This is a genomic window from Sorangium sp. So ce204, from assembly GCF_051526795.1.
In the GTDB taxonomy this organism is placed as follows: domain Bacteria; phylum Myxococcota_A; class Polyangia; order Polyangiales; family Polyangiaceae; genus Sorangium; species Sorangium cellulosum_B.
Genome location: NZ_CP150317.1, coordinates 6,722,023 through 6,736,513 on the forward strand (window position 1 = coordinate 6,722,023; position 14,491 = coordinate 6,736,513).

7 protein-coding genes are annotated in these 14,491 nt (G+C 73.3%); 4 read left to right on the plus strand and 3 right to left on the minus strand.

The window, feature by feature from the left end:
• The first annotated feature begins 730 nt into the window (after positions 1-730).
• Positions 731-2,764, plus strand: a complete 2,034-nt coding sequence (locus WMF22_RS24975) for a multicopper oxidase family protein (protein WP_438031409.1) — start codon at positions 731-733, stop codon at positions 2,762-2,764.
• Between the two features lie 320 nt (positions 2,765-3,084).
• A complete protein-coding gene (locus WMF22_RS24980; RefSeq protein ID WP_438031410.1) occupies positions 3,085-4,572 on the plus strand; it encodes an amino acid permease in 1,488 nt (495 codons plus the stop codon).
• A gap of 112 nt (positions 4,573-4,684) precedes the next feature.
• On the opposite strand, the gene WMF22_RS24985 is transcribed toward WMF22_RS24980, so the two are convergent.
• Complete coding sequence (locus WMF22_RS24985; protein ID WP_438031411.1) at positions 4,685-5,350, minus strand: hypothetical protein; 666 nt, start codon at positions 5,348-5,350, stop codon at positions 4,685-4,687.
• Positions 5,351-5,697: 347 nt separating this feature from the next.
• Here WMF22_RS24985 and WMF22_RS24990 point away from each other — a divergent pair, with 347 nt between their 5' ends.
• Entirely contained in the window at positions 5,698-6,576 is an 879-nt protein-coding gene (locus tag WMF22_RS24990) for an SGNH/GDSL hydrolase family protein (protein ID WP_438031412.1), read from the plus strand.
• 12 nt (positions 6,577-6,588) lie between these two features.
• Here WMF22_RS24990 and WMF22_RS24995 read toward each other — a convergent pair whose 3' ends face one another.
• Both WMF22_RS24995 and WMF22_RS25000 read right to left on the minus strand, forming a co-directional pair.
• Positions 6,589-8,346, minus strand: a complete 1,758-nt coding sequence (locus WMF22_RS24995) for an alpha/beta hydrolase family protein (protein ID WP_438031413.1) — start codon at positions 8,344-8,346, stop codon at positions 6,589-6,591.
• Positions 8,347-8,930: 584 nt separating this feature from the next.
• Complete coding sequence (locus tag WMF22_RS25000; protein ID WP_438031414.1) at positions 8,931-10,412, minus strand: serine/threonine-protein kinase; 1,482 nt, start codon at positions 10,410-10,412, stop codon at positions 8,931-8,933.
• A gap of 28 nt (positions 10,413-10,440) precedes the next feature.
• Here WMF22_RS25000 and WMF22_RS25005 point away from each other — a divergent pair, with 28 nt between their 5' ends.
• Positions 10,441-14,463 carry a protein kinase domain-containing protein gene (locus WMF22_RS25005; RefSeq protein ID WP_438031415.1) on the plus strand — a complete coding sequence of 1,341 codons (4,023 nt, stop codon included), beginning with the start codon at positions 10,441-10,443 and terminating at the stop codon, positions 14,461-14,463.
• Positions 14,464-14,491 lie beyond the last annotated feature (28 nt).

A 14,491-nucleotide genomic window follows, 5' to 3' on the forward strand; every position in this document is an offset into this window, starting at 1 on the left:
CACCCGTCTCCGGGCATAGGCGTTCACCAAGCTCGTTCGACCACCAACGTGAACGTTTACATGAACGTTTACATGAACGTTTACGTAAACGTTCGGATGTAGGAGAATGCGGCGCGAGGCTTGGTGAACGCCTATGCCCGTCTCCGGGGTGGAGGCGCCCCGGCTCGTCCAGGATCCACCTGCCGCCAGGACCCCTCCCCGGCGATCATGACGCGAGCCGGGCGGGCTTGCGGCGCTCGGCAGAGCTCTTCATCGACGCCCCGAAGCCCGCCGCTCGCGACGGCGCCGATCGTCCTGTGATGATTGTCCGGCGCCCAGGCGCGACCCCGGTGCGGTGGACGCTGCAGCGGTATTGCCCAGGAGCGCGAGGCCCTGGCACCCCGCCCGGACGGAAAGCCCGTGTCAGCGCACCTCGTGTCGGGTCCGGATCACGGGTTCGGAGCGGCCGCGACGAAGTGCGCGCTGTCGAGCCGATACGTCGCTGCCCGGAACGGTGAGGGGGAGCCGTTCGAGGGCGTGACACAGCCTATCACCGTCAATTTCGTGTGCTGACGCTCGCTCGACGCACGGGCGTGGGCCCGGCGCCGAGCGAGCGTGTCCTTGCAAACATCGGTGTCGGTGGCGGCCTTGCGGCCTCGACGACGAGAGTCGCGTGGTAGGACACCGTGGTTGCGTCGAAGCGAACAGCCTCTATGCTTGCGGGCCAGCGTTCGACACGGAGGGTGGGGGGATGTTCACACGACGTCAGTTCTTCACGATCGGGGCGGGGGGCACGACCCTCCTCCTCCTCGACAGGGTCGGCGGCTCCGTTCGCACGGCGTGCGCGGCGATCCCCGGCGGCACGCTCGACCCGCTGGGCGTCGACAAGTACGTGACGCCGCTGCTCGTCCCGCCCGCGATGCCGCGAGCCGGCGAGATCACGCTCCACGGCGGCCGGTTCACCGACTGCTACGAGATCGCCGTGCGGCAGTTCGCGCAGCAGATCCTGCCTCCTTCCTACCCGGCGACGACCGTGTGGGGATACGGGCCGAAGGTCGCCCAGGGCGAGCCCCGGATCTTCCACGCGCCGTCGCTCACGATCGAGGCTGAATACGAACGACCGGTGCGGATCAAATGGATCAACGAGCTGGTGGACGCCGGCGGCAACTACTTGCCTCATCTCTTGCCGGTCGACCAGACCTTGCACTGGGCGAACCCGCCGGGAGGCACGGCGGGCCGCGACATGCGCCCAGAGCTCGAGGAGACGCCGGGACCTTACACCGGCCCCGTGCCCATCGTCACCCACGTGCACGGCGCCGTGAGAGTCGGCGACGAGAGCGACGGTTACCCCGAGGCGTGGTATCTGCCCGCCGCCGCCAACATCCCACCGGGGTTTGCTACCAGGGGGACCTGGTACGATTTCTTCGCGGCGAAGGCGCTCGCCAAATTCGGCGTGACCTGGGGGCCTGGATTCGCGATCGCCCAGTATCCGAACGCGGGTCGAGCCTCCACCGAATGGTATCACGATCACACCCTCGGGATGACGCGCGCGAACGTGTACGCCGGTCCGGCGGGCTTCTACCTGGTCCGCGGCGGCCAGAGCGACCTGGTGCTCGACGCGCGCACCCACAGGCCGGCCGTGCTCCCCGGTCCGGCCCCTTCGCGGGGCGACGCCCCCGACATCCACTATCGCGAGATCCCGATCGCGATCCAAGATCGCTCGTTCAACTCGGACGGGTCGCTGTTCTACCCGGGCACCCGGGCCTTCTTCGACGGCGTCACGGGTCCGTTCATCCCGCAAACCGACGTCCCGCCGCTCTGGAATCCCGAGTTTTTCGGCAACATGATCATGGTAAACGGCACTACCTGGCCGTTCCTGGCGGTCAAGCAGCGCCGCTACCGCTTCCGCTTCCTCAACGGCTGCCAGTCGCGTTTCTTGATCCTGGATTTCAATCGGATCCCGGCCGTGGAAGTCTGGATGATTGGAAACGAGGGCGGCTTTCTGGATTCACCCGTGAACCTCACCGCGACCAACGGCAACCGCCTGCTCATGGCGCCGGCCGAGCGCGCGGATCTCATCGTCGACTTCGGCCGTGTCCCGAAGGGCCGCCACATCCTCGCCAACGTCGGCCCGGACGAGCCGTTCCGCGGCGGCGCGCCAGGCGTCGATTTCGACCCGGCGGACGCGGCCTCCACCGGGCAGATCATGGCTTTCGACGTGATGCACGCGCCGGGATGCGATCACAGCACACCGCCGCGCTTCCTGCTGTTGCCGCCCGCTCCGCCGCCGCTGCGCGAGGACAGGGCGCGAGCGCTCGTCCTGGGCGAGGTCATGTCGGCGCGCTTCCCGGATGCGCCGGTGGCGGCGATGCTCGGGAGGAGCAGGGACGGTGAGGTCGAGCTGCTGACGTGGGAGGACGATGTCACCGAGAATCCGCAGGTGGGGGACACGGAGGTCTGGGAGCTCCACAACTTGACGGGCGACGCCCATCCCATCCACATCCACGAGACCCTGTTCGAGGTGGTCAATCGGAAGGCCCTGGACATCGAGGCCTCGCCGGGAGGGCAGCTGCCGCCGCTCGTCGGCGCAGCACGTCCGCCGGAGCCGTGGGAGACGGGCTACAAGGACACGGTGATCGCCTATCCAGGCGAGGTGACGCGCATCCGGGCGCGTTTCGCCACCGCCGGCCAGTACGTGTGGCACTGCCACATCCTCGAACACGAAGACAACGAGATGATGCGGGCGTACCGCATCGGCCCCGTCCAGCGGGGACAACCGACCTAAGGGGCGCGACGAGGGGCGAGGCCTTCCACGCGCGGCCGCGGGATCGCAGGACGAGAGCGCCGCGGTTCATCGCGAGAACCATCGTTCGCTCAGGTATTTCTCCCCTTCGTCCGGGAACAAGGTCACCACGTTCCTCAGGGCAAGGCTCTTCTCCTTGACCCGCCTGGCGGCCAGGGAGTCCGCACGGGGCCGTCTCCGGGCGCGGGGGCGCTCGGCGCGGCAGGCTCCGCTTGTCCGGCGGCGCGGGGCCGCTCCTGACCCGACGGGCCTCCGGCTTGACGTGCCGGGGACCGGGCCGCAGAGCCAGCACACCGAAGATCATGGGGAGCCGGCTGCTCGTCCGCAAACCGCTGTCGGTCATGAAAGAAGAGCTGCAGGGGGAGCACCGCCTCCGGCGGATCCTCGGGCCGCTGCAGCTCACGAGCCTCGGGATCGGCGCCATCATCGGGACAGGCATCTTCGTGCTCACCGGTCAGGCCGCGCACGACAAGGCAGGTCCTTCCCTGATGCTCTCCTTCGTGGTCGCGGGGATGGCCTGCGTGTTCGCGGCCCTCTGTTACGCGGAGTTCGCGGCGATGGTGCCGGTCGCGGGCTCGGCCTACGCGTACTCGTACGCGACGCTCGGCGAGCTGCCGGCGTGGATCATCGGGTGGGATCTCGTCCTCGAGTACGCCGTCGGCGCCGCCACCGTGGCGCACGGGTGGTCCCATTATTTCCAGGACTTCATCGGGATCTTCGGGATAGAGCTGCCGAGAGAGCTCAGGAGCGCGCCGTTCGACTACGAACCAGCGCTCGGCGAGCTCGTGTCCACGGGGTCGATCATCGATCTCCCCGCCGCTCTCGTGACGATCGCGGTCACGGTGATCCTGCTCAAGGGCATCCGCGAGAGCGCGACGCTCAACGCCGTGATGGTCGCGCTCAAGCTCGCGGTCGTGCTCTTCGTGATCGCGGTGGGCGCGTTTTACGTCGACCCGGACAACTGGCGGCCGTTCGCGCCGTTCGGGCTCGCGGGGCTCAGCTTCTTCGGTCACACGGTCTTCGGCGAGACCGGTAAAGGGGGAGAGCCGCTCGGGATGCTCGCCGGCGCCGCGACCATCTTCTTCGCCTACATCGGGTTCGATTCGGTCTCGACCCACGCCGAGGAGGCGAAGCACCCGCAGCGCGATCTGCCCACGGGCATCGTGGCCTCGCTCGTGATCTGCACCGTCCTCTACGTCGCCGTCGCGGCGATCCTGACGGGCATGGTGCCCTACACCGAGCTGAGCATCGACGCGCCGGTCTCCGATGCCTTCGCGCGCGTCGGCCTCCCGTGGGCGCAGTTCATCATCTCCCTCGGGGCGGTCGCCGGGATCACCTCCGTGTTGCTCGTGCTCATGCTCAGCCAGCCGCGCGTGCTGCTCGCCATGGCCCGTGACGGGCTCCTGCCCAGGCGCTTCTTCGGATCGGTGCACCCGGTCTTCAAGACACCGTGGAAGTCCACCTTGCTCACCGGGTTCGTGGTCGCCACCCTCTCGGCGCTCCTCCCGCTGCGGATCCTCGCGGAGCTCGTCAACATCGGGACGCTCCTTGCGTTCCTGTTCGTCTGCGCGGCGGTCCTGATCATGCGCCGGACGGCGCCGGACGCGCCGCGCCCGTTCCGGGTGCCGCTCTACCCGCTCACCCCGATCCTCGGGATCGTGATCTGTCTCCTCCTCATGTTCTCGCTGCCCACCGAGAACTGGCTGCGCCTCGCCGCCTGGCTCCTCCTCGGGTTCGCGATCTACTTCGGCTACAGCCGCAAGCACAGCGCGCTGACGGCGAGCCCGTGACGCTCTTCCCAGCTCACGTTCGTCGAGAGCCACCCGCTGATCAAATCCCTCGTCCGTCGAGGTGCTACCCAGGCTGCCGGTCTGAACCGTTACCAGGCCACCTGTCCGTACCCTACCTCAGGAGCGGCCGGAACACGTCGGGCAGGACACCTCGGTCCGCGGCGCGCCGGAGCGCGTCGCGGCACGCGGCGCACCCCGCCGCGTGCTCGCTGTAGCTCGGCGTGAGGCCGTCCGTGCGGAAGACGCCGGCAGCCGCGGCCTCCGTGTCCGGGTGCACGTGGAGCTGGACCGGCACGCCGAGCGCATAAAGCGGCGCGCCGTCGCTCCGCAGCACGTAGAGCGAGTAAGGCGTGTCATCACCCGCGCGCCACAGGTCGATGGAGAAGAGATACGGCGCCTCGCCCGCGGCGTCGGCGTGCCGGCGAAGAAAGCACACGTCGCCCGCATACGAGACGAGCTCGTCGAGGTCCGTCGCCACCGAGACGGGGATCGGGTGCTCCAGCCATCGCTCGAGCGCGAGCCACGCGGCGCCGAGGACCGCCGGGTCGGCCGCGGCGTGCTCGTCCACCACGAACGCGCGGTCCACGGCGCTCGCGTCCGAGGGACCGCGCACGCCGTAGACCGACGCCAGCGCCGAGAGCGCGATCTCGGCGTCGAGCGGCGCGCCGCCTCGCTCCTGGTCGCACGCCGCCGCGAAGGCCGCGGCGTCGATCTGTGTCGCGAGGCCCGCGCGGCGCAGGCTCGCGAGCGCTTCCTCGGGGCGGAGGGGGGTCGTCATGCGCTCACGTCCTCCGTCCAACCCCGCCGCGCGATCGCGGCGTATCCGCAGGGCACCATCGTTCGATGATGCACGATCCCGCCGTGGAAAGATAGGCCCGGGAGCGCGCTCGATGGGCACGTCCTTCCCGTCACCTGGCGCTGATTGCGCTGATTGCGCTGATTGCGCTGATTGCGCTGACTCGCCCTGCGAGCGTGTCGACCGAGCGTCGGATCCCCGTCAGGACATCGATCCAATCCTCATTCCGATCGTTCGTCTCACAGGACAACGGGCTTCCGTCCCTCGGGAGCGCCTGAAGCTCGGCGAGCGGCGTGAGGCGGATTGTATGGATACCTCGCAGCTCGCGGGTGGCGTCGCTGCCACGTCCGGACGGACGGCGCGCCGCGAATCGACGAATCGTCCACGTCATCATGCCCCTTGGCTGGGCCCGTGGTCAGCCCGCGAGGAGCGATTCGACGGATATCTGGCTCGGTGATGAGGTGATGCTAACCTTCTTGATGCGCTGGATCCGCCCGCTTCTCCTGCCCGTTTTGCTGCTGCTCGGCGGGATTCTCCTGCTCGCCTTGCCGCTGCTCGGGGGCTATCCACGGAGCGCGACCACCGGTGCCAGCGAGGATGTCGCGCCCACGCGCGGGCTCCAGGAGATCCGCTATCTGGCGCTCGGCGACTCGTTCACGGCAGGGACCGGGAACCCGCCGTCCGACGCGTTCCCCTCGCGTCTCGCTGACCTCTGGCGCGCGCAGGGCCGCCGCGTGACCCTCAAGAACGTGGCGGTCAACGGCTACACCACCGAAGACGTGCAAGAGCGGGAGATCCCGGAGGTGGCGCCATTTCGCCCCACGTTCGTGACGCTCGCGGTGGGCGCCAACGACTACGTGCGTCGATTTAGCGCGGACGTCTACCGCTCGCGCGTGCGGGTGCTCCTCCGGGCGATCATCGACGCTGGCGTCGCGCCGGATCGGATCGTGGCGCTCCCGCAGCCCGATTGGTCGCTCTCTCCGGCCGCCGCTTCATTCGGAGATCCGCGGCAGATCGGCGCGGGCATCGTCGCCTTCAACACCATCCTGCGCGACGAGGCAGGAGCCGCCGGCGCGCGCTACGTGGACCTCTATCCGCTCATGCACAAGCAGGCGGAGGCGAAGATGCTCGCCAGCGACGGCCTGCACCCCTCGGCGCGCGCGCACGCCGAGTGGGCGGCGGCGCTCCACGAACAGGTAGACCCCTGAGGTTTGGGGCCGCTACTTCTCCTCGTTCTTCTCGTTCTTCTCGTGGTTCACCAGGTCGAGGAGCTGCCCCGCGACGGTCTCGTCCACCCGGAGCGGCATGACCCCGAAGCTCGCTGCCACCGCGTCCTGCTCGAACAAGAAGCGCCGCAGCACCTCGCTCGGATACTCCTCGAGCGGCAGCGCGTACGCCCCGTACGGCGTGCCGTCGAGCGCCAGCGCGTGGTGCGCTCGTACGTTGACGCCACGGAAGCTGTGGCACTTGACGCACCCTTGCTCGCCGGTCAGCGCCTCGCGCAGCCCGCCGGAGAGCGAGCGGAACGGCGCGAGCGGATCGCTCTCTACCCAGCGAAAGCTCGCCGCGTCGAGCCCGAATGCCGCGTAGGTCTTGTTCCCCAGGCCCGCGGGCAGCGGCGTCCGGAAGTGCAGGAACGCGCCGAGCGGCCGGATCATCATTGGCATTGGCTCCTCGCCCTCGATCCACGAGTAGGCGCGCTTCAGCCGGTAAAAATCGACGATGCGGTAGAGATTGTCCTCGTCGTCGAGTCCGACCACGATGACCGCCTGCGCCTTCTTCAGCGCCTCGCGCGGGAAGTACTGTTGCTCTCCCCGAAGGTTCGAGACCACCAGCCAGTCACCTTCGCCCACCTCGGACTTCGGCCGCGCGGCCAGGTAGGCGAGCAGATCGATGGCCTGATACGTCCTGCCGGGCAAGGGGTAGCGCTCGAGGCCCCCCTTGCCGAAGAGGGCGCTTATCGTCTCCCGCAGCGCGGCGTCGACCGGGTAGGTGCTGATGGCCCGAGGATCCTTGCGGAGCTCCGACATGTCGAGGGGCGGCCGCGCACCCCAGCGGCGGAGCACGCCGAAGGGGCTGTCGATGGGGAGGTCCTTGAGGCCCGAGGCGACGAAGGGGAACACCAGATCGCCGACCATGTCTCCCCTTCCGCCCCAGTGCACGATGCTGTGCGCATCGCGCCTGGGGACGACGAAATGGTCGATGTCGGGCGCGCCCGCATTCTGGAGCGCGCGCGCGAAGGGGCGAGCGAGACGCGCCCAGCCGATGTCGTCCTCCGCGCCGAACAGCATCAAGAACGGCGGCGCATCGGACCGCGCGTACGTGATGGGCGAGGACTCCCTGCGATCTTCGACCGAGGCCGCGAAGAACGCCGCGTCGGGGTGCCCCTCGAGCGCCGCCTCGCCGAGGTCGTAGGTGCCGCGCAACAGGATGACGCCATCGACGCGCCCGGGATCCATGCCGGCCCCCTGGAGGAGCCGCCGATCGAGCGCAAGGAGGGACGCCATCCACGCGCCGACGCCGCGGCCGACGAGGACCACGCGCGTCGGGTTGCGCGCGCTGGTGACCTCTTGCAAGACCCGGGCGACGTCCGCCGCGCACGCGCGCAGCGTGTAGCCGGTGTGGATGTTGAACGAGACGGCCGCGGCGGCGACCCCGTTTCGCTGTAGGGAGTCGCCTACGTTTGCAGCGAAGGCGAGCCGCTCGTCGGGCTGCGAGGGCTCATTCCCCTGCAAGAGAACGACCAGCGGGCCGCGCTTGCTCGCGCGCGGCGGCGCGTAGAGATCGACGCTGACGTTCGGCCCATGTGGCCCCCGCCGCTGCATCCAGGCGTACGTCACCGTGGCCACGGAGCGGGCTCCAGCTCCTGCGCGCCGCTTGAGGAGCTGTGTGCCGAGGACGATGAGCGCCGCGAGGAGACCGACGCCCAGCCATTGCCACGTTCGACCCAGCCATTGTCGCGCTCGAATACCCAACATGGATCCGCTCTTGTGCCCGACGTCGAGCGCGTCAAGCCAGAGCGCCGTCGGTCGCCTCCCGGCGACACGGAGATGACCAGCGTAAACGAACGCTAATTCGCGAGGGACAGCTGTACAAGCTGGGCGTCGATCGCGTGATCCAGAAGCCCTTCAACCGATCTCAAGATCGGCGACAGGACGGTCTACGTCACGGGCATCCAGCTCCGCCGACGGATCGACCTGTTCGTCGTGGGCGAGCTCCACATCTTCGGGCTTGAATCCCTCGCGGCCGATCCGCTGTTCGTCCGGCTGTGCGCGGGCGTCTTACCCGGCCTCGAACCTCCCTGTCGGGATGTACGCCGCTTCGACGCCCGGCCATTGACGCGCTCGAGGCGCTCATTGCAGCGCAAGACCTCATCGGCGGTGTTGACCGGTATGTATCCAAGCACCTCGATGGCACGCGGCTCGGCCATCCTCGTGACGTTGGCCGCGGCGTTGCGGCTCCGCGCCGCGCGGGCGCCCCGCCTGCCACAGCCCGGCTGTCCCCTGTCACACCGCCGCTGTGACACCCTGTGGCAGCGCGCGTCCGCGTCAGGCCGCGGCGCTCACGGCACCACCCGGCGCAGCGCGCCGCCCTCGCCCCGGAGCGGCGCGCGGTCGCTCTCCTCCCCTTCCCCGACCTCCCCGGGGAGCCCCTCGGCGAACGCGTCGGTCACGAACACGCCCGCCCCTGTCGCGGCGGGCGCCCAGCCGCGCAGCGCCTCGGGCTCGGCCGCGTGCAGCGCGAGGCGCGGGAGGACCTCGGGGCTCGCGCCGGCCCGCGCGCCGAGCTCCGCCCAGAGCTCGAGGGCCCAGCCGAGCGCCCGCTCCGGCGCGCGATCGTACGGCGCGGGCAGCGCCGCCAGCAGCGCGTCGGCGCTCTCGACGACGAGCGTCGCCCCGAGCCGGACGAGCGCCGCGCGCGCCGCCTGGACCAGGCGCTCCACGTCGGCGAGCGCCTCGTCGCCGGCCTCGTCCGGCGCCGAGAGCCGGGCCTCGACGAGCAGCGCGGCGCACGGCCCCTGCGCGCGGGCGCCCGCGAGGCGAGCGTCGAGCGGCGAGCGCGCCGCGGGCGCCACGGTCTTTCGGCCCGGCGCGCCGACCGCCCGGGCGACCGCCTGGCGGAGCGCGGCCAGCAGCTCGGGCACGCCCGCGTACCTGTCCGCCGGCTCCTTGGCGAGGCAGCGGCGCACCACCGCGCCGAACGCGGCCGACACGGGCGCGCGGTCGCTCGGGCAGGGCGGCGGCGCGCGCAGGTGCATCTCCTCGGTCTCGACCGCATCGGCGCCCTGGAACGGCAGCTCGCCCGTCACGAGCTGGTAGGCGAGCAGGCCCACCGCGTAGATGTCCGTGCGCGCGTCCACCGCGCCGCCGAGGATCTGCTCCGGGGCCATCGTGAGCGGCGTGCCGAGGATCAGGCTGCTGCTCTTGGCGCCGCGCGCGCGATCGACGTCGCGCGGGCGGAGGAGCTTGGCGATGCCGAAGTCGACCAGCTTCACGCCCGGCGCGCCGAGCCCGCCCGCGCCAGGGCAGACCATGACGTTCTGGGCCTTCACGTCGCGGTGCACGACGCCGATCGCGTGCGCGGCGGCGAGCGCGCCGCCGACCTCCTCGAGCAGCGCGACCGCCTCGGGCAGCGAGAAGGCGCCCCGCGCGCTCAGCTCCGCCGCGAGGCTCCGGCCCTCGACCCACTCCATCGCGATGTACGGCCGGCCGTCGTCCAGGGCGCCCACGCCGCGGACCTCGACGATCGCCGGGTGCTTGAGCCGCGCGAGCACCTCCGCCTCCCGCTGGAAGCGCCGGAGGATCGCCGGCAGGAGCGACAGGCCGCGGCGGAGGACCTTCAGGGCGACCGGCGCGCCGCCCCCGACCGGGACGGCGCGGTGCACGACGCCGAAGCCGCCTCCGAGCCGCACGTCGTCGAGCACGTAACCCCCGACCACCGCGCCGGCGGGGAGCGCGTCGCCGGCGGCGCTCGCCTCGAGCTCCAGCTGTCGGCCCGAGATGACGGCTGTCTCGTCCTGGTGGGGCTCGGCAGGCGTCCGCATGGCACCTACCCCAGTATACTCGCGCCCCATGCGCTGCTCCGAGTGCCATCGCCGCCTCCCAGCGCGGGCCGGCGCCGCGTGCCCGGCGCACCCTCTGGCCCCATCGCCGGCGACGAGCGCCGACGAGCGCGAGCTCGAGGCGCTCGATCGGGATCCGTCGCCGCTGGTGCCCGGGCTCCGCGTCGAAGGGCTCCGTGTCGAGCGGCTGCTCGGGCAAGGCGGGTTCGCGCGCGTCTACGCGGCGACGCGCGAGGGCGACGGCCGCGCCGTGGCGCTCAAGGTGGCGCGCCGGCAAGACCGGCAAGACGACGGCCGGATCGAGCGGGAGGCCGCGGCGCTCGCCCGCCTCGCGCCGCCGCTGGCCCCCGCGCTGCTCGGCCGCGGGCGCTCGGGGGAGCTCGGCCCGTTCCTCGTGCTCGAGCGGCTCGAGGGCAGCTCGCTCGCGCGCTGCCTCGCGGACCTGCCGGGCACCGGCGCGATGCCGCTCGAGCAGGCGTCGGCGATCGCGCGCGCGCTCTCGGTCGCGCTGGACGCGGCGCACGACGCCGGGCTTGTGCACCGCGATCTCAAGCCCGAGAACGTGTGGCTTCGGCCGGGCGGGGAGGTCGCGCTGATCGACTTCGGCCTGGCCGCGCAGGCGCGCGCCGGCGGCGATGCGCGCGCGGCGCTCGGCCCCGACCTGACGCAGACCGGCGCGATCCTCGGGACGGCGGCGTACATGGCGCCGGAGCAGTGCCTCGGCGCGCGCGCCGTCGACGCGCGCGCCGACATCTACGCGCTCGGCGCGATGCTCTTCGAGCTGCTCACCGGCCGGCCGCCGTTCGTCGGCGAGGCGGCCGAGGTGCGGCAGGCCCACGTGGCGCGCCGCCCCGACCCGCCGTCGTCGCTCGCGCCGCTGCCCGAGGGCGCCGACGAGGCGGTCCTCCGCTGCCTCGCGAAGGATCCCGAGGCCCGCCCGGCCCGCGCGAGCGACGTGGCGCGCGCGCTCGCGGCGTCGCTGGAAGCGCGCGTCGCCCCGCCCCGAGGGCGCGCGGCTTCCTCCGGCGCGCCCGCTCCCACCGCCGACCCGCGCCGGGCGGTGGCGCTGCTCGCCCTGCGCACGCGGGAGCGCGCGGACGCGCTCGTCGAGATCGCCCGCGCCGAAGGCGGCATCCTGGCGCGCTTTCGCGGGGAGCGCATGGTGCTCGCCTTCCCCGCCGCCGACGCGCCGGGCGACGGCGTGCGCGCGGCGGCGCGGGTGGCCCAGCGCCTCGCCGCGGCCGGCGCAGCGGTGCCGCCCCTCGTGGTCCACCTGGCTCCGCTCCGGGTGCGCGAGGGCACGCGCGGCGTCACGCTCGCGGGCGCTGCGCTCGAGGACGCGGAGACCTGGGGCGCCGGCCCGGGCGACGCGGACGCCATGCCGCCGGCGATCCTCACGGCCGAAGCGCGGCGCGCGCTCGCGGACGGCCTGCACGACACCCCACCCTCTCCGCGCGACGCGCCCCCCGACGAGCCCGGCGAGACCGCCCTGCGCGGCCGCGACGCGGCGCTCTGCGCGGCCCTCGCCGCCGCGCAGGAGGCGCTCGCCGGCGGCGGGCCGGCGCTCGTCGCCGCGCTCGGCGCGGAAGGGCACGGAAAGAGCCGGTTCCTCGGGGCGCTCGCGGCGGCGCTCCACGCCGGCGGCGCGGCCGTGCACGCCGCGGCGGCCCTCCGGCCAGAGGCGGCCGAGAACGGCGCGACGCTCGTCGCGCTCCTGCGCGCGGCCCTGGCTCTGCCGGCCAGCGGCGAGCGCGACGCGGATGCCGAGGAGGCGCTCGTCCAGCGGCTCGGCGCGGCGGAGGCCGCGCGCGCCTGGCCGGCCGTCGGGCTCGCCCTTGGGCGGCTCGCCCCGGGAGACCCGGCCGCCGCGCCGCTGCTCGGGGCGCCGGGCGCGCGCCGCCACGCCGAGGCCCGCGCGCTCGCGGCCGCCCTCGCGGCCGCCGCGCCGCTCGCGCTGCTGCTCGACGACGCCGATCGCGCCGACGCGTCCGCGCTCGACGCGATCGAGCTCGCCACGGCCGAGGGCAGCGCGGCGCGCCTCGCGATCGTGCTCGCCGCGCGGCCCTCGATCGCGTCGCTCCGTCCGGGGCTCGGGGAGCGCGCCGCCCGCCGCGTGGCGCTCGACCTCGGCCCGCTCGACGCCGAGGCCGCGGGCGCGCTGCTCCAGGACCGCCTCCGCCCCGTCGAGTTCGTCCCCCGCGCCGTGCTCGATCGCCTCCACGCGCTGGCGCGCGGCGTCCCGCGCGACCTCGTCGAGGTGGCGTGCGCCCTGCGCGTCGGCGGCGCGATCCAGCGCGCCCGGGGCGGCGAGGGCTGGACGCTCGCGCCGGACGAGCTGCTCTCCCTGTCGGCCGCGCCGCTCGGCGAGCGCCTCGCCGAGCGCGCGCTCGCGGCCCTGCCGCCGCCGCTCGTCGACCTGCTCGAGGGCGCGGCGATCCTCGGCGACGACCTCTCCCCGGCCGACCTCGAGGCCGCCCTGCGGGCGCAGGATCGCGCCACCGGCGCGCCGCCGCCGGCCGGCGCGCTGGACCCGGGCGTCGGCCTCGCGCGCCTCGCCAGGGCGGGCGTGCTCGTCGCGCGCTCGGCGTCGCCGCCGCGCTACGCCTTCCGGCACCCGCTCCTGCGCGAGGCCGTCGAGGCGCGCATCCCGCCCGCCCGCCGCCGCGCGCTGCACGCCGCCGTCCTCCAGGGCCTCCTCGGCGCGCCGCGCGCCGCGGGGGCGCGCGCCCGGATCGCGCGCCACGCGGCCGCCGCGGGAGACCTGGCCGCCGCGGCGGCGGCGCACGCCGAGCTCGCGGACGAGGCGCTCGCCCGGCACGACGTCGTCGAGGCCGAGCAGCGCTTCACCGCGGCCCTGCGCCTCGCCGGCCTCCTCGAGCGCGACGACGCCTCGACCCGCGCCCGCGCCCGCGCGCTCGCGGGCCGAGGCCGCGCGCGCTACCGCCTGCAGCGCTTCGAGGAGTCGCTCGCCGATCTGCGCGCCGCCCGCGCGCTGGCCGAGGCCGCGGGCGACCGGGCCGGCGCGGCCGAGCTCCTGCTCGAGGAGGCGACCGCGCTCGACTGGCTCGAGGACTTCCCCGCCTCCGCGGCGCTCGCGGCGCGCGCCGCCGAGCTCTGCGCCGGCCTCGGCGACGCCCGCCTCGACGCGCGCTGCCTGCTCGCGGGCGGCCGCTCGGACTGCCGCGACCAGCGCGTCGACGAGGGGATCCCCAAGCTGGAGCGGGCCGCCCGCGGCGCGCTCGCCGCCGGCGATCACGAGGCGCACGTCATCGCCCGGCTCGTGCTCGTCGCCTCGCTGTCGGTGGCCCGCCGCCTCGACGAGGCCGAGCGCCACGCCGAGGCCGTCGTCGAGGCCTGCCTGCGCGCCGGCGACGTCTTCCACCTGTGCACCGCGTACATCAACCGCGTCTTCATGTGGGTGAAGCGGCGGGAGGAAGGGCGCGCTGTCGCGGACCAGCGGGAGGCCGTCCGCCTCGCCCGCGAGCTCGGCCACGCCCAGCTCGAGCGCTGGGCCACGCTGAACCTGGCGGAGCTGCGGTACTGGCTGGGCGCGCCGGACGAGGCCCTCCCGCTCGCGCGCCGCAGCCTCGACCTCCAGCGGCGTTATTTCAACCAGCGCCCTTCGCCGGACGACGTCCTCCTCCTCGCCCGCATCCACCTCGCCCGGGGCGAGCACGACGAGGCGGCGCGCCACCTGGCCGAGGCCCGCGCGAGCCTCCCCGAGCCCGACCTCACCCCGTGCGCCCGGACGCTGGCACGCCTGGTGCAACAGGCCCTGGACGACCGGGCAGCCGGTCGGTTCGACGCTGCGGCATGGCGCGCGCTCGTGGACGAGGCGCGGCAGACCGCGATCCTTCACGAGCACGCCGAGGCGCTCCACAGCGCGGCCCTCTCGGCGCTCCGCGCGGGCGAGGGCGGCGAAGCGCGCCTGTTCCTCGCCGAGGCGAGGGCGACGTCGGCGGGCTTCTGGCAGCAGCGGTTCGACGAGATCGAGCGCGCCCTGCTCACGCCCGGAGCGACCGGCGCCGCGTGAACCGACCGGTCGTATCGCCCGGAGCAGA